17 protein-coding genes (1 of these 17 only partly in view) are annotated in these 18,496 nt (G+C 74.2%); 6 read left to right on the top strand and 11 right to left on the bottom strand.

Annotated elements, in window-relative coordinates; genetic code table 11:
• Positions 1 to 846: the 5' portion of a tyrosine--tRNA ligase gene (gene tyrS, locus ASF50_RS03485; protein ID WP_056903495.1), read on the bottom strand. It extends 426 nt beyond the left edge of the window; the window shows 846 of its 1,272 coding nt (coding positions 1–846); its start codon is at positions 844 to 846; its stop codon lies off the left edge, out of view.
• Positions 847 to 990: 144 nt separating this feature from the next.
• Here tyrS and ASF50_RS03480 point away from each other — a divergent pair, with 144 nt between their 5' ends.
• Both ASF50_RS03480 and ASF50_RS03475 read left to right on the top strand, forming a co-directional pair.
• Positions 991 to 2,442 (top strand): serine/threonine-protein kinase, encoded by a 1,452-nt coding sequence (locus ASF50_RS03480; RefSeq protein ID WP_156718056.1) that lies wholly within the window; start codon positions 991 to 993, stop codon positions 2,440 to 2,442.
• A gap of 53 nt (positions 2,443 to 2,495) precedes the next feature.
• On the top strand, positions 2,496 to 5,711 hold the full coding sequence (locus tag ASF50_RS03475; protein WP_056903493.1) for a response regulator: 3,216 nt from the start codon (positions 2,496 to 2,498) through the stop codon (positions 5,709 to 5,711).
• A 12-nt stretch (positions 5,712 to 5,723) separates the two neighbouring features.
• Here ASF50_RS03475 and ASF50_RS03470 read toward each other — a convergent pair whose 3' ends face one another.
• Complete coding sequence (locus ASF50_RS03470) at positions 5,724 to 5,966, bottom strand: DUF3099 domain-containing protein (RefSeq protein ID WP_056865880.1); 243 nt, start codon at positions 5,964 to 5,966, stop codon at positions 5,724 to 5,726.
• Positions 5,967 to 5,976: 10 nt separating this feature from the next.
• On the bottom strand, positions 5,977 to 6,894 hold the full coding sequence (locus ASF50_RS03465) for an oxygenase MpaB family protein (protein WP_082502719.1): 918 nt from the start codon (positions 6,892 to 6,894) through the stop codon (positions 5,977 to 5,979).
• A gap of 47 nt (positions 6,895 to 6,941) precedes the next feature.
• Here ASF50_RS03465 and ASF50_RS19390 point away from each other — a divergent pair, with 47 nt between their 5' ends.
• Entirely contained in the window at positions 6,942 to 7,550 is a 609-nt protein-coding gene (locus tag ASF50_RS19390) for a TetR family transcriptional regulator (RefSeq protein WP_200920027.1), read from the top strand.
• A 16-nt stretch (positions 7,551 to 7,566) separates the two neighbouring features.
• Here the strand turns inward: ASF50_RS19390 and ASF50_RS03455 are convergent, their stop codons facing one another.
• The 4 genes from ASF50_RS03455 to ligD (ASF50_RS03440) are packed head-to-tail and all read right to left on the bottom strand — an operon-like array spanning position 7,567 to position 10,952.
• On the bottom strand, positions 7,567 to 8,322 hold the full coding sequence (locus ASF50_RS03455; protein ID WP_056904211.1) for an HAD-IIA family hydrolase: 756 nt from the start codon (positions 8,320 to 8,322) through the stop codon (positions 7,567 to 7,569).
• Positions 8,323 to 8,363: 41 nt separating this feature from the next.
• Positions 8,364 to 9,056 (bottom strand): response regulator transcription factor, encoded by a 693-nt coding sequence (locus tag ASF50_RS03450; RefSeq protein WP_056865878.1) that lies wholly within the window; start codon positions 9,054 to 9,056, stop codon positions 8,364 to 8,366.
• A 28-nt stretch (positions 9,057 to 9,084) separates the two neighbouring features.
• The gene (gene ligD / locus ASF50_RS03445; protein WP_056903490.1) at positions 9,085 to 9,999 is read right to left on the bottom strand and encodes a non-homologous end-joining DNA ligase; all 915 of its coding nucleotides are present in this window, start codon (positions 9,997 to 9,999) and stop codon (positions 9,085 to 9,087) included.
• Positions 9,996 to 10,952, bottom strand: a complete 957-nt coding sequence (gene ligD / locus ASF50_RS03440) for a non-homologous end-joining DNA ligase (RefSeq protein WP_056903489.1) — start codon at positions 10,950 to 10,952, stop codon at positions 9,996 to 9,998. The genes ligD (ASF50_RS03445) and ligD (ASF50_RS03440) overlap by 4 nt, the downstream gene beginning before the upstream one ends.
• An 86-nt stretch (positions 10,953 to 11,038) precedes the next feature.
• Here ligD (ASF50_RS03440) and ASF50_RS03435 point away from each other — a divergent pair, with 86 nt between their 5' ends.
• Positions 11,039 to 12,028 (top strand): Ku protein, encoded by a 990-nt coding sequence (locus ASF50_RS03435; RefSeq protein ID WP_056903488.1) that lies wholly within the window; start codon positions 11,039 to 11,041, stop codon positions 12,026 to 12,028.
• A 4-nt stretch (positions 12,029 to 12,032) separates the two neighbouring features.
• On the opposite strand, the gene ASF50_RS03430 is transcribed toward ASF50_RS03435, so the two are convergent.
• From ASF50_RS03430 to ASF50_RS03420, 3 genes are read right to left on the bottom strand one after another with little or no spacing between them, the layout of a single operon-like run.
• Positions 12,033 to 13,469 (bottom strand): carboxyl transferase domain-containing protein, encoded by a 1,437-nt coding sequence (locus ASF50_RS03430; RefSeq protein ID WP_082502717.1) that lies wholly within the window; start codon positions 13,467 to 13,469, stop codon positions 12,033 to 12,035.
• Entirely contained in the window at positions 13,466 to 14,701 is a 1,236-nt protein-coding gene (locus ASF50_RS03425) for a CaiB/BaiF CoA transferase family protein (protein WP_082500575.1), read from the bottom strand. Before ASF50_RS03425 ends, ASF50_RS03430 begins: the two co-directional genes overlap by 4 nt.
• A gap of 17 nt (positions 14,702 to 14,718) precedes the next feature.
• Positions 14,719 to 16,047 (bottom strand): SLC13 family permease, encoded by a 1,329-nt coding sequence (locus ASF50_RS03420; RefSeq protein WP_056903486.1) that lies wholly within the window; start codon positions 16,045 to 16,047, stop codon positions 14,719 to 14,721.
• 105 nt (positions 16,048 to 16,152) lie between these two features.
• On the opposite strand from ASF50_RS03420, the gene ASF50_RS03415 reads away from it, so the two are divergent.
• Together ASF50_RS03415 and ASF50_RS03410 are read left to right on the top strand one after the other, a co-directional pair.
• The gene (locus ASF50_RS03415) at positions 16,153 to 16,875 is read left to right on the top strand and encodes a FadR/GntR family transcriptional regulator (protein ID WP_056865872.1); all 723 of its coding nucleotides are present in this window, start codon (positions 16,153 to 16,155) and stop codon (positions 16,873 to 16,875) included.
• Entirely contained in the window at positions 16,872 to 17,636 is a 765-nt protein-coding gene (locus ASF50_RS03410; RefSeq protein WP_056903485.1) for a sulfite exporter TauE/SafE family protein, read from the top strand. Before ASF50_RS03415 ends, ASF50_RS03410 begins: the two co-directional genes overlap by 4 nt.
• Here ASF50_RS03410 and ASF50_RS03405 read toward each other — a convergent pair.
• Positions 17,633 to 18,487 carry an SDR family NAD(P)-dependent oxidoreductase gene (locus ASF50_RS03405; protein ID WP_056903484.1) on the bottom strand — a complete coding sequence of 285 codons (855 nt, stop codon included), beginning with the start codon at positions 18,485 to 18,487 and terminating at the stop codon, positions 17,633 to 17,635. The two genes, ASF50_RS03410 and ASF50_RS03405, sit on opposite strands and share 4 nt — an antisense overlap.
• Positions 18,488 to 18,496 lie beyond the last annotated feature (9 nt).

The raw sequence follows: 18,496 nt of genomic DNA, 5'->3' as shown, positions 1-18,496 counted from the left end.
CAGGGCCTCGATCTCGGCCCGCGGGAGGAAGGTGAAGATCCGCAGCAGCTCGCCGACCTTCTCGTCCTCGACGTTGAGCCAGAACTGGAAGAAGGCGTAGGGCGACATCATCCCCGGGTCGAGCCACAGGGCGCCGCCCTCGGTCTTGCCGTACTTGGTGCCGTCGGTCTTGGTGATGAGCGGGGTCGCGAAGGCGTGCACGGACGCGCCGTCCGCACGACGCACGAGCTCGACCCCGCCGGTGAGGTTGCCCCACTGGTCGGAGCCGCCGAACTGCAGCGTGACGCCGTGGTCGCGGAAGAGCGCGAGGTAGTCCATCGACTGCAGCAGGACGTAGCTGAACTCGGTGTAGCTGATGCCGGACTCCAGCCGTCGGCGCACCGTGTCGCGGGCCAGCATGCGGTTGACCGGGAAGTGCTTGCCGATGTCGCGCAGGAAGTCGATGACCGAGAGTCCGCCGGTCCAGTCGAGGTTGTTGACCATCGTCGCCGCGTTGTCGCCCTCGAAGGAGAGGAACGGCTCGATCTGGGCCCGGACCCGCTGGACCCACTCCGCGACCGTGTCGGCGGAGTTCAGGGTCCGCTCGCCGGAGTCGCGCGGGTCGCCGATCATGCCGGTCGCGCCGCCGACCAGGAGGTAGGGCGTGTGGCCGGCGTCCTGGAGGCGGCGCGCGGTGAGGATCTGGACCAGGTTGCCGAGGTGGAGGCTGGGCGCCGTGGGGTCGAAGCCGACGTAGTACCGCACGCTCCCGGCCGCCAGCGCCTCGCGCAGGGCGTCGAGGTCCGTCGTGTGGGCGAGGAGTCCGCGCCACGCGAGGTCGTCGAGGAGGGTGGGGTCGAGGGGCACGTCGGGCCTTTCGGGACGGACGGCGGGCGGGTCCCGCCGGGACAAGCCTGCCGCACGAGGACCACCGGCGCCCACCCGCCCACCCCGTCGGAGGATGAGCGCCGCCGCCGCAGCGCCTATCGTGGCGCGCCAGGAGGTCAGACGTTGATCGCAGGCAGGTACACCCTCGACCGGGAGGTCGGGCGAGGGGGCATGGGCGCCGTGTGGCTCGGCCGCGACGAGGTGCTCGGACGCCAGGTGGCGGTCAAGCGGATCGGGCTGGCGCCGGGCGCCAGCGACGCCGACCTCCACCGCGCCGAGCGCGAGGCTAAGCTGGCGGCCCGGCTCAACCACCCCCACGTGGTCGCGGTCTTCGACCTCGTCGACGAGGGCGACCAGCAGTGGCTGGTGATGGAGTACGTCGAGGGCACCAACCTCTCCGGGCTGCTGCGGGACCGGGGCCGCCTCACCCCCGACCAGGCGGGGCCGCTGCTGGGCCAGGCCGCGGACGCCCTCGCCGCGGCGCACGCCGCCGGCATCGTGCACCGCGACGTGAAGCCGTCGAACATGCTGGTGACCGACGAGGGCCACCTCAAGCTCTCGGACTTCGGCATCGCGCGCGCCGAGGCCGACCCGTCGCTGACGCAGACCGGCCTGGTCACGGGGTCGCCGGCCTACCTGGCGCCCGAGGTGGCCTCCGGGTCTACCGCGACCGACCGCAGCGACGTCTGGTCGCTCGGCGCCTCGCTCTACCACGCGCTGTCGGGCCACCCGCCCTACGAGGTCAAGGACAACGTGCTCGGCGCGCTCTACCGCATCGTGCACGAGGACCCTCCGCGACTCGACGACGCCGGCTGGCTGGCCCCGCTGCTCGAGCACACGATGACCCACGACCCGGCCGAGCGCTGGCCGATGCACCGGGTGCGGGACTTCCTCGCCGCCGGGCCGGGCTCGGCGCAGACCGCGGTGCTCCCCCGCGCCGGATCCGGTGAGACCCAGCGGCTCTCGGTGCTGCCGCCCGTCTCGACGGGCGTGGCCCCCGTGGTCACCCCCGCCGCGGCGGCGGCCGCCACCGGGGACCGGGCGGCACGGCCCCGGCGCACGGGGCGGGTGCTGGCCGCGGCACTGGCCCTCGTCGCCATCGCCGCGGTGACGGGGCTCGCCTTCCTGCTCGGCAACGACCGCGCCACCGAGCAGCCGGCCACCGCGGCCCCGGGGTCGGCGGGCAGCGCCTCGGGCAGCCCCGAGGCCTCGCCGTCGGGGTCGCCCTCCGGCTCCCCCTCGCCGACGGCGCAGCCACGGCCGACCGCGGCGTCGATGACCGCCTTCGTGGACCAGTACATCCCGCTCGCCGCCTCCGACCCGGAGTCGGCGTTCACGATGCTGACCCCGGCCTTCCAGCAGGCCAGCGGCGGGCTCGACGGCTACCTGGGCTTCTGGGGCACCGTGCGGCGTGCCGAGGTGCTCGACGTGAGCGCCGACCCTGCGGCGGGCACGGTCAGCTACGTCTACCGGCGTCAGACCGAGGCCGGCGGCGGGCCGGTCGAGGAGTCGGTGACCCTCCAGCTGGAGCAGCAGTCCGACGGCAGCTACCTGATCGCCGGCGACCTGAGCTGAGCCCTATCGTGGGACCCACCAATCGACGCCCGGGGGGACCTCACGTGCAACCGGTGGATCTCTACCGCGACATCGTGGAGTCCTCCCCCGACGGCGTCTGGGTGGTCGACCTCGAGGGGCGCACCGTCTACGCCAACCGGGTCATCGCCCGCATGTGCGGCGTGCCGGAGCACGAGGCCATGACGATGGACCTGCGCGCCGCGCTCGACCCCGGCGGGGTCGCCGACTTCGAGGCGCACCTGGCCGACCTGCGCGAGGGCCGGGTGCGGGAGGCGCCGGTGGAGGTGCAGCTGCTGCGGCGCGACGGGGGCGTGCTGTGGACCCTGACGAGGGAGAGCCCGCTGCGCGACGAGCAGGGCCGCCTGACCCGCGTGATCTTCACCTTCACCGACTACACCGAGCGGCGGGCCACCACCGAGGCCCTGCGCACCAGCGAGGCCAGCCTCGCCGAGGCCCAGCAGATCGCTCGCATCGGCGGCTGGCACTGGGACCTCGACACCGGCCTGGTGACCGTCTCGCCCGCGCTGCTCGCCCTCTACGGGCTGCCCCAGGACGAGCCGCTGACCGACGTCGAGGGGTTCCTGGACCGGGTGCACCCCGAGGACCGGGGCCGGGTCGAGGACGCGGTGGCCCAGGCGCTGGCCGGCCCCGAGGACCTCGCGTTCGTGGCACGGATGCGTGCCGGCGAGGGCTGGGTGTGGACCAGGGCCCGCGGCCGCGTCCACGAGGCCGGTGGTCGTCGGTGGATGGCCGGCACCCACCAGGACGTCACCGAGGCCCACGAGACCGAGCTGGCGCTGCAGGACCAGGTCGCCCAGAACGCCCTCATGCAGACCGTGGCCAGCGCCGCCAACCAGGCGAGGACCCTGGAGGAGGTGCTGCTGCAGGCGCGGTCGCTGGTGCTGCTGCACGACGACTGGGTGCGCGGGCGCGCCTTCGTGCCGGTGGCGGACAGCGACGACCTCGCCCCGCTGCACCGCGGCGAGGTCGAGACCGCGGAGGACCTGAGCACCCCGGTCGAGACGGCCAACGAGCTCGCCCTGGCCCGGCGGGTCCTGCGCGAGCGGCGACCGCGGTGGGACGACGCCCGGCTCACCATCGGCTTCCCGGTCACGCTGGACGACGAGGTCTGCGCGGTCGTCACCCTCACCAGCGACCCGCCGCTCTACCGCCACGCCATGATCGAGGCGATGGTGGGGCTGGTCGCGGGCCAGCTGGGGCGCGTCGCCGAGCGCGAGCGCGACGACCGCGCCCTCGCGGCGGCCCGCGACGAGGCGATGGCCGCGTCGCTGCAGAAGTCGGAGTTCCTGGCCACAATGAGCCACGAGATCCGCACCCCCCTCAACGGCGTCATCGGCCTCACCGACCTGCTGCTGCGCTCGGGCCTGGAGACACGGCAGCAGCGCCTGGCCTCCGGCGTGCAGGTGGCGGGACGCGCCCTGCTCGGCGTCATCAACGACATCCTCGACTTCTCCAAGATCGAGGCCGGGCGCCTCGAGCTGGAGACCCTCGACTTCGAGGTGCGGCTCGTGCTCGACCAGGTCGTCGGGGTGCTGGCCGAGTCGGCGCGCACGCGCGGGCTCGACCTGTCGGTCTCCTGCCACCCCGACGTGCCGGTGGTGCTCGCCGGCGACCCGACCCGGCTCGCGCAGGTGCTCACCAACCTGGTCTCCAACGCGGTGAAGTTCACCGAGACCGGCGGGGTGGCCGTGCGCGTCACCGCCGCGCCGACGACGGGGCCCGCGGGCGACGGCGGGGTGCGCCTGGCGGTCTCGGTGAGCGACTCGGGGGTCGGGGTCGACCCGAGCGAGCTCGACCACCTCTTCGAGCCCTTCACCCAGGCCGACGCCAGCACGACCCGGGTCTACGGCGGCACCGGTCTGGGCCTGGCCATCTCCCGCGAGATCGTCCACGCGATGGGAGGGGACATCACCTACGCCCCGCGCGACGGGGGCGGCAGCGTCTTCTCCTTCTCGGTGCCGCTGCGGGAGGCGGCCGGGGACGGCATCGACCCCGCCGAGGTCGAGGCCCGGACCCTGCTGTCGGCGCACCGGGTGCTGGTCGTCGACGACGTGGGCGCGAACCGGCTGATCCTCGAGGAGCAGCTGAGCTGGTGGGAGATCAGCACGGTCGGGGCGGCGTCGGCCGCCGAGGCCCTGGACGAGCTCGCCCGCGCCCGTGCCGCGGGCGACCCCTTCGACGCCGTCGTGCTCGACCTGGTCATGCCCGGGGTCGACGGCCTCGGCCTGGCCCGCGCGGTGCGGTCCGACCCGGCGTGGGACGGGGTGCGGCTGCTCGTGCTCACCTCCACCCCGGCCGTCGCCCCCGAGGAGCTCGACGCCGCCGGCGTCGACGACTGGCTGGTCAAGCCCGTCGTCACCGGGGTCCTGCGCTCCACCCTGGTGCAGCTGCTGGGCACGGCCACCTCCGGGGCGGGCGGCGACGGCGCCGGCCAGGAAGCCGGCGAGGGCCGCACCCGCGAGCAGGACGACCCGGCCGTGCTCGGTCGGGTGCTCGTGGTCGAGGACAACGCGGTCAACCAGATGGTCGCCACGGGTCTGCTCGAGGCGCTGGGCTTCGAGGTCGTCACCGTCGACGACGGGGCCGAGGGGGTCGCCCGCGCCGCTGCGGAGGACTGGGACGTCATCCTCATGGACGTGCAGATGCCGCACATGGACGGCTACGCCGCCACCCGCGCCATCCGCGCCGCCGAGTCCGGTGCGCGCCGCCCCATCGTGGCCATGACGGCCGCGGCCGTCGAGGGTGAGCGCGAGCGCTGCCTCGAGGCCGGCATGGACGACTTCCTCACCAAGCCCGTCGACCCGACCGCCCTGGCGGCCACCCTCGGTCGCTGGCTGGGCGTCGAGGTCGAGATGCCCACCGCGCTGCGCCGCGCCACCGCCCCGCAGGCGGTGGCGCAGCTCGACCTCGACCGGCTCGAGATGCTGCGCGAGGTCGACGAGGACGGCACCTACCTGGCCCGTGCCATCGGCAACTTCGTCACCAACGGCGCCGAGACGCTCAGCCGGCTGCGGGAGCTGCTGGCGCAGGGCGCCGATCCGGCGGAGGTGCGCGGCTGCGCCCACAAGCTCGTGGGCGGCGCGCTCAACCTCGGCGCCCGCGACGCCGCCGAGGCCCTGCGCCGGGTCGAGCGCGTGGCCGAGTCGGGCACTACCGAGGGCATCGAGGCGCTGCTGCCCGGCGTCGAGGCGGAGGTGGCGAGGGCCAGGGCCGCGATGCTGGCCTGGCGCGACGCCACCCTGGGCTGAGCCGCGGACCGGTCAGCGGTCGGGGTCGGGAGGCGGCGGGCGGCGCTCCGGGCGCTCCCGGGGCAGGTCGCTCTCCGCCAGCGCGCCGTGGTTGGCGACCACGCTGGCCACCGGCGGGATCACCGCCGCGACCACGCTCATCACCACCGCCGCCGAGGTCGACCACAGCCGGACGACGTTCCAGGCGAGCACGACGAGCACGAGGCAGGTGCCCATCAGCACCAGGTAGACCCGTCGTCGTCGCGCACGCTGCACGCCCCCGACGTTACGCCTGCCGCACCGGGCAGCCGGCGACCCCCGGCACCGGCCGGGTGCCGAGCGCGGCCACGTCGAAGCCGTCGGGGTAGGAGCGCACGTAGGGCAGGTCGTTGACGGTGCGCGCGCTCATGCGGCTCGGGAACGCCCGCAGCAGCAGGCCGCGCGCCTTGAGCGCACCGCGGGAGGCGGCCACGACGGCGGCCGGGGGCGCGGCGTACTGGAGGGCCGAGCGCAGCGGCGGGTCCATGAGCGCGCGGCTGAACACCTCGACCGCCCGTGCGGCGGGGCGGGGGTAGAAGGTGAGCATCAGCCCGAGCGTGGCGTCGGCGACCCGACGGGCGCCGGGGTCGGGGGCGAAGTGGACGGCCTCGTAGTCGTCGAGCAGCCGCTCGAAGCCGGCGTAGTCCTCCGGGACGTCGCGGATGCCGAGGTGGCGGCCGAGCTCGCGGTAGTAGTTGACCGACGCCCGCAGCTCGCCGTCGGTGAGCCGGCGCCAGCCGTAGTCGTCGACCCAGCGCTTGGGCACGACCACGAAGGTCGACAGCACGTAGCGCATCTCGTGCTCGGGGATGTCGTAGGAGCGGTGCATCTGGTTGATGCGCCGCACGGCCGTGCGGGCCTCGGGGTGCTCGAAGCCGTGGAGCAGCGGCACCTCGAGCAGCAGCCCGGTGTCGTCGTAGCGCTTCTGCACCGCCCCGGTGAACTGGCCGGTCTCGTCGAGCAGGCGACCGATGCCCGGCACGGCGTAGGTGCGGAAGAGCGCGAAGGAGAGGGCCTGGTTCATGTCCCAGGGCAGGTCGTAGGTGACGACGTTGCGGTAGATCTCGACGAAGTCGGTCTCGGGGTCGAGGCGGTCGTTGACCCGCCGCCAGTGGTCGCGGCCCACGCCGCCGAAGCGCTGCCCGCGCCAAGTGAAGGTCCTCATGGGAGCCAAACTAGAGCACCTGCTCCAGTCGCGCTAGGGTCGTCGGCGTGAGGATCCCCGTGCAGTCGCGCAGCGAGTCGTCGGCCGACCGCATGCTCGCCGCGGCCCTCGACCTGCTGGCCGAGGGCGGACTGGCGGCGGTGACGGTCGCCGCCGTGGCCCGCCGGGCCGGCACCTCCAACGGCTCGCTCTACCACCGCTTCGGCGACCGCACCGGACTCCTGGTGGCCGCGCAGGCCCGTGCGCTGGCCCGGATCGAGGCGGCGACCGCCGCGTCGTTCGCCGCCGCCGACGCCGAGCCCGACGACGACCGCGCCGTGGGGCTGCTCGCCCGCGCCGCGCTGGGGATCTTCGCCACCGAGCGCGCTCCCCTGCGCACCTTCCTCGTCGAGGGCCGCAGCGACCCCCGGCTGGGCCCGCCCGCCACGGCGGCGACCCACCGCCTCGGCGACACGGTGAGCGGGTGGCTGGTGGAGCGCTTCGCGACCACGCCGGAGCAGGCCGGCGCGGCCTGGCGCGTGCTGTTCGCGCTCGGGGCGAGCCAGGCGCTCTTCGACGACGAGCAGGTCGCGGTCCGGCCGCTCGACGGCGACGTGTTGGGCGAGGCGCTGGCCCGAGCCGTGCTCGCGGTGGTGCGCGACGGCCCCGCCGGCTGAGCCGGCCGGGTCGCGACTAGAGCGTGCCGTCGCCGACGAGGTCGACCAGGTCGGCCACGGACTCGAAGACCCGGGTGGGCCGGTAGGGGAAGGTCTCGACCTGGTCGGCGCGGGTCGAGCCGCTGGTGACCAGCACCGTGCGCAGCCCCGCCTCGAGACCGCTGATGATGTCGGTGTCCATCCGGTCGCCGACCATCACCGTGGTCTCGGAGTGGGCGTCGATGCGGTTGAGGGCGCTGCGCATCATGAGCGGGTTGGGCTTGCCGATGAAGTAGGGCTGGCGGCCGGTGGCGGTGCTGATGAGCGCGGCCACCGAGCCCGTGGCGGGGAGCATGCCCTGCTGCGAGGGCCCGCTGGGGTCGGGGTTGGTGGCGATGAAGCGGGCTCCGTCGGCGATGAGCCGGATCGCGCGGGTGATGGCCTCGAAGGAGTAGGTGCGGGTCTCACCGAGCACGACGTAGTCGGGGTCGCGGTCGGTCATGACGTAGCCGATGTCGTGCAGCGCCGTGGTCAGGCCGGCCTCGCCGACGACGTAGGCCGTGCCGCCGGGGCGCTGGTCGGCCAGGAACTGCGCGGTCGCCAGCGCCGAGGTCCAGATGGCGCCCTCGGGCACGTCGATCCCGCTGCCGAGCAGCCGGGCGCACAGGTCGCGCGGGGTGTAGATCGAGTTGTTGGTGAGCACCAGGAAGCCCAGGCCGGAGTCCTTGAGCCGCTCGATGAACTGCTGGGCGCCCGGGATGGGCACCTCCTCGTGCACCAGCACGCCGTCCATGTCGGTGAGCCAGGTCTCGACGGCCCGCTCCGGGTGGGCGCTCACGGCGCGGGGGTCTCGAGGCGGAAGCCGACGCCGCGCACGGCGACGACCTTCTCGGTGACGCCGACGCTCTCCAGCTTCTGGCGCAGCCGGCCGATGGTGACGTCGAGGGTCTTGGTCGAGCCGTACCAGTTCTCGTCCCACACGTCGGCCATCAGCCGGCCGCGGGAGACGACCTTGTCGCGCTGGGCGGCGAGGATGCTGAGCACGTCGAACTCCTTGCCGGTCAGCGGCACCTCGACGTCGCCGGCGTAGACCCGGCGCGCGCCGACGTCGATGCGCAGCCCGTCGTGGGCGGGCTCGGGCTCGCGGACCGCCGTGGTGCGGCGCAGCAGCGCCCGCACCCGCGCCTGGAGCTCGGCCAGGCCGAAGGGCTTCGCGACGTAGTCGTCGGCGCCGTAGTCGAGCCCGACGACGCGGTCGAGCTCGGCCGCGCGGGCGGTGACGATCATGATCGCGCCGCCGAAGCCGGCCTCGCGCGCGCGGCGGCAGACCTCCAGGCCGTCCATGTCGGGCAGGCCGAGGTCGAGGATCACCACGTCGGCCGGGACCGCCGTCGCGCCGCCGGCGAGGTCGTCGAGGGCCTTCTGCCCGCTGTCGACCCAGACGACGTCGTAGCCCTCGCGCTCGAGGGTGCGGACCAGGGGGAACGCGATGTCCTCCTCGTCCTCGACGACCAGAACCCGCGGCATGTGCCCACCCTAAGGCCAGGCGGGCCGCTCAGGTGGCAGGGGCGAACAGGTCGCCGAGGTCGGCGACGCGGTCGAGGACCTCCTCGAAGCGCAGCTGCTCCAGGCCGAGCGGGTCCTCGGCTCCCGCCTCGACCTCCGCCCAGGTCACGGGGGCGGCGACGGTGGGCCGCTCGCGCCCGCGCAGCGAGTACGGCGAGACCGTCGTCTTGGAGCCGGCGTTCTGCGACCAGTCCAGGAACACCTTGCCACCGCGCCGGGCCTTGGTCATGGTCGCCGTGACCAGCCGCGGCACGCGCGTCTGGAGTGCCTCGGCGACCTCCTTGGCCAGCGCGGTGGAGTCGTCGGGACGCATCCGGCCGGGCAGGTCGGCGTAGAGGTGCAGGCCCTTGCTGCCGCTGGTGACGGGGCGCACCGCCAGGTCGTGGCCCGCCAGCTCCTCGCGCACCAGCAGCGCGACCTGGCAGCACTCGTGCAGGCCGGCCGGCTCGCCGGGGTCGAGGTCGACGACGAGGCGGTCGGCGTTGCGCGGGCGTCCGTTGCGGCCCACCGTCCACTGGTGGACGTGGAGCTCGAGGGCGGAGAGGTTGGCCAGCCAGGTCAGGGTGGCCAGGTCGTCGACGACGGGGAAGACGACCGTGTCGCCGTGGCGGCTCGGGCCACGGGTGCCGGTGGTGGGCACCCGGGCGGTGCGGACCCACGACGGGGTGCCCGCGGGGGCGTTCTTCTCGTAGAAGCTCCCGTCGGCGACGCCGTGCGGCCACCGGATGCGGGTCACCGCCCGGTCGGCGAGGTGCGGCAGCAGCACCGCTGAGACCCGGGCGTAGTAGTCGAGGACCTCGCCCTTGGTGGTGCCGGTCGCGGGGTACATGACCTTGTCGAGGCTGGAGAGGGTCAGCGTGCGGCCGTCGACCTCGACGCGCACCTCCTGGCGCTCGGGGCTCACCGACCCTCCCCCGGGGCCGGCGCGACGACGTCCTGCGGAGCCAGGTCGGGGCGCAGGCCCTGGTACGACGGCTGGCGCAGCCGCTGGGCCCGCGAGGTGTGGTGGGTGTCGACGTCGACCACCAGCCGCGGCTCCACCCACCGGGTGTCGCGCGCGTCGACCGGGGGCACCTCGTTGGCGAACGGGCTGTCACCCCGTGCGAGCGGGGCGAGCGCCTCGGCGAGCAGGGCGGAGGCCCGCCCGCCGATGCCGCTGCCCACCCGACCGCGGTAGAGCAGACCGTCGTGGGTGGGCTCGCCCACCAGCAGCGCCCCGAGCCGGTCGGTCGTGCCCTCCTGGGGCCGCCAGCCGCCCACGACGTAGGACAGCCGGTGGCGGTGGGCCCGCTTGAGCCAGTGGGGGCTGCGCTCGCCCGGGGTGTAGCGCGAGGTGAGCCGCTTGCTGACGATGCCCTCCAGCCCCTGCGCCCGCGTCGCCTCGGCGAGCATCGCGCCGTCGTCGTAGGTCGGCGGCACCTGCCACGTGCCGCCGAGGCCGTCGGCGACCAGGTCCTCGAGCAGCTCGCGACGCCGGGCGAGCGGCTCGCCGGTGAGGTCGGCCCCGTCGAGGCGCAGGACGTCGAAGACCATGAGCAGCGCGGGCACCTGCTCGGCCAGGCGGGCGGCCGTCGCGGCGCGGCGTACGTGCATCCGGTCCTGGAGCACGCGGAAGTCGGGCAGGCCCGCGTCGTTCATCGCGATGATCTCGCCGTCGAGGAGGACGTCGCGGCGCCCCAGCGGCGCGTCGACCAGGTCGGGCCAGGCCAGGGTGATGGCGTTGTCGTTGCGGCTGGTCAGGCGGGTGGAGCCGCCGGCGGTGTCGACGAGCGCCCGCACGCCGTCCCACTTCACCTCGTGGACCCACCCCGGGCCGGTCGGCACGTGGTCGGCCTTCGTGGCCAGCATCGGCAGCATGCGGCCATCCTGGCGCACCCGCCCCCGGCCGGCAGCACCCCGCGCGGGGTGATGACGCGCAGGCGGCGGAGGGGAATACTCGGCGCATGCGAGCCATCTGGAAGGGCGCCGTCTCCTTCGGCCTGGTCAACGTGCCGGTGAAGCTCTACGCCGCCACCGAGTCCCACGACGTCTCCTTCCGCCAGGTGCACGTCGCCGACGGGGGCCGCATCCGCTACCAGCGGATCTGCTCGGTCGACGGCGAGGAGGTGCCCTACAGCGAGATCGCGAAGGGCTACGAGACCGAGGACGGCGAGATGGTCGTGCTCACCGACGACGACATGGCCGAGCTGCCCGCGTCGTCCTCGCGCGAGATCGCGGTCGAGAAGTTCGTGCCGAGCGACCAGATCGACCCGATGCTCTTCGAGAAGAGCTACTACCTCGAGCCGGAGAAGTCCGGCGCCAAGCCCTACGCCCTGCTGCGCCAGGCCCTCGTCGACGCCGACCGGATGGCCGTGGTCACGGTGGCGCTGCGCCAGCGGACCTCCATCGCGGTGCTGCGGGTGCGCGAGGACGTGATCGTGCTCCAGACCATGATGTGGCCCGACGAGATCCGCACCCCCGACTTCTCCGTCGAGCCCGGCGAGGTCAAGGACAGCGAGGTCGCGATGGCCACGATGCTGGTCGAGACCCTGGCCGGGGACTTCGACACCGCGGAGTTCGAGGACGACTACGCCGGGGCCGTCGAGGCCCTGGTGAAGGCCAAGATCGAGGGCGGCGAGCTCAAGCGCACCGCCACCTCGACCAAGTCCTCCGGCGAGGTCGTCGACCTGCTGGCCGCCCTGCAGCGCTCGGTCGACGCCGCCAAGAGCGCCCGGGGCGAGGCGGGCCAGGCCTCGGCGCCGGTGGGGAAGACCACGACGAAGAACACGACGAAGAACACGACGAAGACCACGAAGAAGGCTGCGAAGAAGCCCACGAAGGGCACCGCGAAGAAGAGCACCGCGAAGAAGACCCCGGCTGCCAAGACCGCCAAGACCGCGAAGACCGCCGCCACGCGCACCACGCGCAAGGCGGCGGCCCCGAAGGCCAGCTGAGGGCTCAGCCCCGGCCCGCCACCAGGTCCCGGAGGCGGGCCGAGCACTCCGCGGCGACCGCGCGCGCCAGCGCCGCCGCGTCGTCGTCGGCGTGCTCGGGCACGACGTGGTGCACCGTGCCGTCGCGCAACAGGTCGACGGCGCGGACCTGCTGGTGCTCCGACATCTCGGCCGCGTGGCCGGTGTCGCCGCGGTGCACGATCGCGCTGGCGCCCTCGGGGGGCAGCGGGGAGAGCCAGGCGCTCTCGGCTGCGACGACCACCTGCGCGGGCAGCAGCGCGAGCGCCCCTCCCCCGCAGCCCTGGCCGAGCACCACCGACAGGGTGGGCACGGTCATGGTGGTCATCGTGGCGATGCACCGGGCGATCTCGCCCGCGATCGCCCCCTCCTCCGCACGCTGGGACAGCTCCGCACCCGGGGTGTCGATGACGGTGACCAGCGGCAGGCCGAGCTCCTCGGCGAGCCGCATGGCGCGACGGGCCTCGCGCAGCGCGCCCGGCCCCATCGGGGTGGCGGGGGTCTGGCGCGTGCGGTCCTGGCCCACGACGACGCACGGCTGGCCGTCGAGGCGGGTCAGCGCGACGATCACGGTGTGGTCGTGCTCGCCCTCGTCGGTGCCGCGCAGGCGCAGCGTGCGCGACCCGGCGTGGCGCAGCAGGTCGCGCACCCCCGCGCGGCCCGGCGCCCGGGTGCGCTCGATGGCGGCCCAGGCCGAGGCGTCGGGGTCGGGCTCGCCGGTGCGGCGCGGCAGCGCCGGCTCGTCGGGGGCGTCGACCAGCACCGCCAGGGCCTGGTCGACCAGGGCGGGCAGCTGCTCGGCCGGCACGACCGCGTCGATGACGCCACGGTCGGCGAGGTTCTCCGCGGTCTGCACACCGCTCGGGAAGGGCTCGCCGTTGAGGGCCTCGTAGACCTTCGGGCCCAGGAAGCCGACCAGCGCGCCCGGCTCGGCGACCGTCACGTGGGCCAGCGAGCCCCAGGAGGCGAAGACCCCGCCCATGGTGGGGTTGCGCAGGTAGACGAGGTACGGCAGCCCCGCGGCCCGGTGGGCCATGATCGCGCGAGAGATCTCGACCATCTGCACGAAGGCGGGGGTGCCCTCCTGCATGCGGGTGCCGCCGGAGGCCGTCGTCGCGAGCAGGGGCAGCCCCTCGGCGGTGGCGCGGCGTACGGCGGAGGCGATCCGGTCGGCCGCGGCGCGACCGATGGAGCCGGCCAGGAACCCGAACTCGTTGGCCACGACCGCGACGGGCCGCCCGTGCATCGTGCCGCGGCCGGTGACCACCGACTCGTCGGTGCCGGCCTTCTGCGCGGCGCGCTCGAGCGCCGCGCGGTAGTCGGCGGAGTGCCCGGAGATGTCGATGGGGGCGTCCCACGACTCGTAGGAGCCGTCGTCGAGCACCAGCTCGAGCAGCTGGTGCGCGGTCCAGCGCTCGCTCACGCCTCCTCCTCCAGCCATGCGCGGAGGGCGGCGCCGTGCTCGTCGAGCACCGGCGGCGCGGCGTGGTCGCGCCGGGTCACCTCGGCTCCGTCGCTGTCGAAGAAGCGCAGCGGCGGGCCGGGCAGCGAGACCGTGCCGAGCGTGGAGTGCTCGACGTCGACGACCAGCCCCTGGCTGAGGGTCTGGTCCCAGGTGTAGACCTCGTCGAGGGTGCGGACCTTGCCCGCCGGCACCCCGACCTCGGCCAGCCGCGCGAGCAGGGGCTCGCTGTCCCAGTCGGCGAAGACCGACTCGACTAGGGCCACGACCTGCTCGCGCACGGCGACGCGCTCGGGGTTGGTGGCCAGGCCCTCGGCCTCCGGGTCGAGTCCGAAGCCGGCGCAGAAGCGGCGCCACAGGCCCTCGCTGCCCAGCGCGATCTGCACCGCGCCGTCGCGGCAGCGGAACAGGCCGTAGGGCGAGATCGAGGGGTGGTGGTTGCCCTGGGCGCGGCCGACCTCGCCGGCCACGGTCCAGCGGGTGCCCTGGAAGGCGTGCACGCCGACCAGCGAGGCCAGCAGGGACGTGCGCACGACGCTGCCGCGCCCGGTGCGGTGGCGCTCGTTGAGGGCGGCCAGCACGCCGTAGGCGCCGTACATGCCCGACAGGAGGTCGGCGATGGGCGTGCCGACCCGCTGGGGGTCGTCGGGCCCGGAGCCGGTGAGCGACATCAGGCCGGCCTCGCCCTGGGCGATCTGGTCGTAGCCGGCCCGCCCGCCCTCGGGACCGTCGTGGCCGAAGCCGGTGATGGAGAGCACCACGAGACGCGGGTTGCGCCGCTGCAGCTCCTCGATGCCCAGGCCGAGCCGCTCGAGGACGCCGGTGCGGAAGTTCTCCACCAGCACGTCGGCGCGGTCGACCAGGCGCAGCAGGACCTCGCGGTCGCCGCCCTCGCTGTCGTCCTTGAGGTCGAGGGCGATCGACTCCTTGTTGCGGTTGGCGGAGAGGAAGTACGTCGACTGCCGCTGGTCGGGCTCGCCCACGAAGGGCGGGCCCCAGCCGCGGGTGTCGTCGCCGCCCTGCGGGGTCTCCACCTTGACCACGCGGGCGCCGAGGTCGCCCAGCATCATCGTGGCGTGGGGGCCGGCCAGGGCGCGGGTCAGGTCGACGACGAGCACGTCGGCCAGGGGGGTGCCGCTGGGGCCGGCACCGGGGGTCCGGCCGGGGGTCTGGTCGGGGGTCTGGTCGGTCATCGGTGTGGTCGTCCCTCTCACCAGTGCGGCAGCACGAGCGCGGCCCAGACCAGGAGCGGTCCGAGGACGACCACGATCACGCTGTAGGTCAGGATCTGCTTGTAGTAGACGGGCTCGCTGATGGTGTCGGGCCGGTTGGCCAGCATCAGGGCGCCGTTGGTCGAGAACGGGCTCACGTCGACGATGGTCGAGGAGACCGCGAGGGCCGCCACGAAGAGCGCGGCGTTGATGCCGCCGTCGGCGATGAGCGGCACCGCGATCGGGATGATCACCGGCAGCAGCGCCGTGGAGGAGGCGAAGGCCGAGACCACACCACCGACGTAGCAGAGGATCAGCGCGCCGAGCGCGGCCGCACCCAGGCCGGCGGCCCACGTGCCGACGAACTCCGGGGAGCCCGCGGTGGTGAGGATCGTGGCGTAGGTGCTCACGCCCGCGACCAGGAGCACCGTGGGCCAGGCGACCTGCTTGACGGCGTCCTTGTGCTGGTTGGGCGAGAGCATGGCCAGGATGACCGCGGCCGTGATGGCCACGAAGCCGATGTTCTTGTCGAAGGCCAGCGCGATGACGGCGACCGCGACGAAGGCGATGAGCGTCAGCACCTGGTCGCTGCGCACGCCCAGCGACTGCGTCGGCGTCGCGGTGGTGGTGCCCGTGCCGCGGGCCGGGATCGAGGCGCCGCCGCGGTGGAGGTCCTCGGTGAGGGTGTCGGGCCCCTGGGCCTCGTCGGCGTCGATGCGGCGGCTGACGAGCTCGCGACCGCCGAGGACGGCGAAGAGCACGACCGCGAGCAGGAAGTTGACGATCAGGCTGGAGAGGAACACCACGATCTCGTTGGACGGCAGACCGGCGTCCTCCATCACCGAGTTGGTGATGATGCCGTAGATGCTGATCGGCGAGAACCCGCCGGCCTGCGCGCCGTGGACGACGAACATGCCCATCATCAGCGGGCTGATGCGGTAGCGACCGGCGAACCCGAGGGCGATCGGGCCGATGATGGCGCAGGCGGCCGGGCTGGCCGCGCCGATCGCGGTCAGCAGCGCGGTCACGAAGAACATCACCCACGGGATGAGCGCGACGCGCCCGCCCACGGCCCTGACCGCGCTGCGCACGATGAGGTCGACGGTGCCGTTGTTCCTCGCGATCGCGAACAGGTAGGTGACGCCGATCAGCGTGAGGATCAGGTCACCGCTGACCCCGGCCAGGATCTCCTTCTCGTCGAGCTCCAGGGCGTACATGCCCACCAACCACGCGGCGACGTAGGCCAACGCTCCCATGTTGATCGGCAGCAGCGTGCCGATCACGAACAACGCGACGAGCGCGATGATCGCTACCCATTCCGGTCCCATCAGGTCCCTCTCTCCCGAGCCCCGGCGGTCCCGGTGACCGCGATCACATCTGGCTCAGTGGCCTAGCCAATAGCCCAATGACCCATTAGTCAATACGCTGGCCGCATGTCCGACGCCGCCTTCCCGCGCCGCCTCGCCCGCACCCGGCTCTACGAGCAGGTGGCGGAGCAGATCACCGGGTGGGTGCAGGAGAACGGACTCGTGGCCGGCGACCGGCTGCCGCCCGAGCGCGAGCTCGCGACCCGGCTCGGGGTGAGCCGCGCGACGCTGAGCCAGGCCCTGGTGGCCCTCGAGGTCATCGGGGTGGTCGCGGTGCGCCACGGCGACGGCACCGTGGTGACCGGTTCCCCGGGCTCCCCGGGCGTGCCGGCCACCACCCGCATCACCGACGCGATCCGCGCCCACGCCGACCGGCTGCCCGAGATCCTCGAGACGCGCGACGCGCTCGAGACCAAGATCGCCTCGCTCGCCGCGGCGCGCCGCACCGACGACGACCTGGCGCGCATCCACGACGCCCTGGCCGCCATGGAGGCCGACATCGCCGCCGGTGGTCGCGGCGTGGAGGGCGACGAGCGCTTCCACGGCGCCGTCACCGCGGCCGCCCACTCGCTGCTGCTGGCCCGGCTGATGGGCGAGATCGGCGACCTCGTCCGCGAGTCGCGCATCGAGTCGCTCTCCCAGCCCGGGCGCCCGCGGGACTCCCTGGCCGGCCACCGCGCCATCGCCGACGCCATCGCCGCGGGCGACCCCGTCGCCGCGGCGGCGGCGATGCACCGCCACGTCGAGATGGTCAGCGACGTCGCCGTGCTGCGCGACGAGGAGCGGTGAGCGGGCTCGAGCAGCTGGCCGTGCTGGCCGCCGGCCTCGGGGCCGGCGTGCTCACCTCGACGGTGGGGGTGGCGTCGCTGCTGAGCTTCCCGGTGCTGCTCGCCGTCGGGCTGCCGCCGGTGGTGGCCAACGCCTCCAACACCGTGGGCCTCCTGCCCGGCGCCGTCAGCGGCTCGCTGGGTTACCGCGCGGAGCTGCGCGTGCACCCGCGGCTCACCTGGTCGGTGCTGCTGGCCTGCGGCACCGGCGCGGTGGCCGGGGCCTTCCTGCTGCTCTCCCTGCCGGCCGAGGTCTTCGGGGCGGTGGTGCCGTGGCTGATCCTCTTCACGTGCCTGCTGGTGGGCGTCCAGCCGCGCCTCTCGGCCCGGCTGCGGTCGCGCCACGACGGCGGGACCCCCGTGGACCGCACCGCGATGTCGCGCACCACCCGCGTCTTCTGCGCCCTCACCGGCGTGTACGGCGGCTACTTCGGCGCCGGCTCCGGGGTGATGGCGATGGCCGTGCTCGGCCTGGGACTCGACGTGGAGATGCGCGTTCTCAACGCCCTCAAGACCCTGGCGGTGATGGCCGGCAACCTCGTGGCCGGCGCGATCTTCGTCGTGTTCGCCGACCTCGACTGGACCGCGGTCGGGCTGCTCGCCCTCGGCTCGGTGGGCGGCGGCTACGTCGGCGCCCGCATCGGCCGGCGCCTGCCGCCGACCGTGCTGCGCTCCCTGGTCGTGGCCGCGGGCGTCGCCGCCGCCGTCGGGCTGCTGGTCTAGGGGCGGTCGGAGCCGCGCGCCGCGGCGGAGTCGGGGAAGCGCGCGTCGACGAGGGAGAACACCGCGTCGGAGAGCCGCGGGGCGGCGATGGTGACGATCTCGCCCAGCCGGCCCGCGAGGGTGTCGACGGTGACCGGGCGGTCCTCCAGCGCCCGCACGACCCGCGCGCCGGCCCGCTCGGGGGTCTCCCCCCGGCCGGCGTAGGCCTCGGTGGGGGCGATCATCGGGGTGCGGACCAGCGCGAAGCGCATGGCGGTGAAGGCGACGCCGTCGGCGTAGGTCTCGCGCCCGGCGATGCGGCCCCAGGTGTCGAGGGCGGTCTTGGAGGCGATGTAGGCGGAGAACTTCGGGGCCTTGACCTGCACGCCCCAGGTCACGACGTTGACCACGTGGCCGAAGCCCTGGGCCCGCATCGCGGGGAGCAGGCCCATGGTCAGCCGCACCGGGCCGAGGTAGTTGACCGCCATCGTGCGCTCCACGTCGTGCAGCCGGTCGTGGCTCAGGCGCAGCGAGCGGCGGATCGAGCGACCGGCGTTGTTGACCAGGTGGTCGACCGCGCCGTGCTCGGCCAGCACCTGCGCGACGAGGGCGTCGACGGCGTCGGGGTCGGTGAGGTCGCAGGGGTAGGTCGTGGCCCGGCCGCCGGCCGCCTCGATGGCGCCCTGCACGCGCGCCAGCTCCTCGGCACGACGGGCGACGAGCAGCACCGTGGCGCCCTTCGCGGCGGCCTGCACCGCGGTGGCCTCGCCGATGCCGGAGGAGGCGCCGGTGACGAGCACGACCCGCCCGGCCAGGGGGCTGGGGAAGCCCAGCAGACGACGGACGCGGGAGACGGGCGTGGTCAGCAGCACCCGCGGAGT

This window comes from Nocardioides sp. Leaf307, from assembly GCF_001423135.1.
In the GTDB taxonomy this organism is placed as follows: Bacteria; Actinomycetota; Actinomycetes; order Propionibacteriales; family Nocardioidaceae; genus Nocardioides; species Nocardioides kribbensis.
This window is presented reverse-complemented; position numbering and strand designations above follow the sequence as displayed.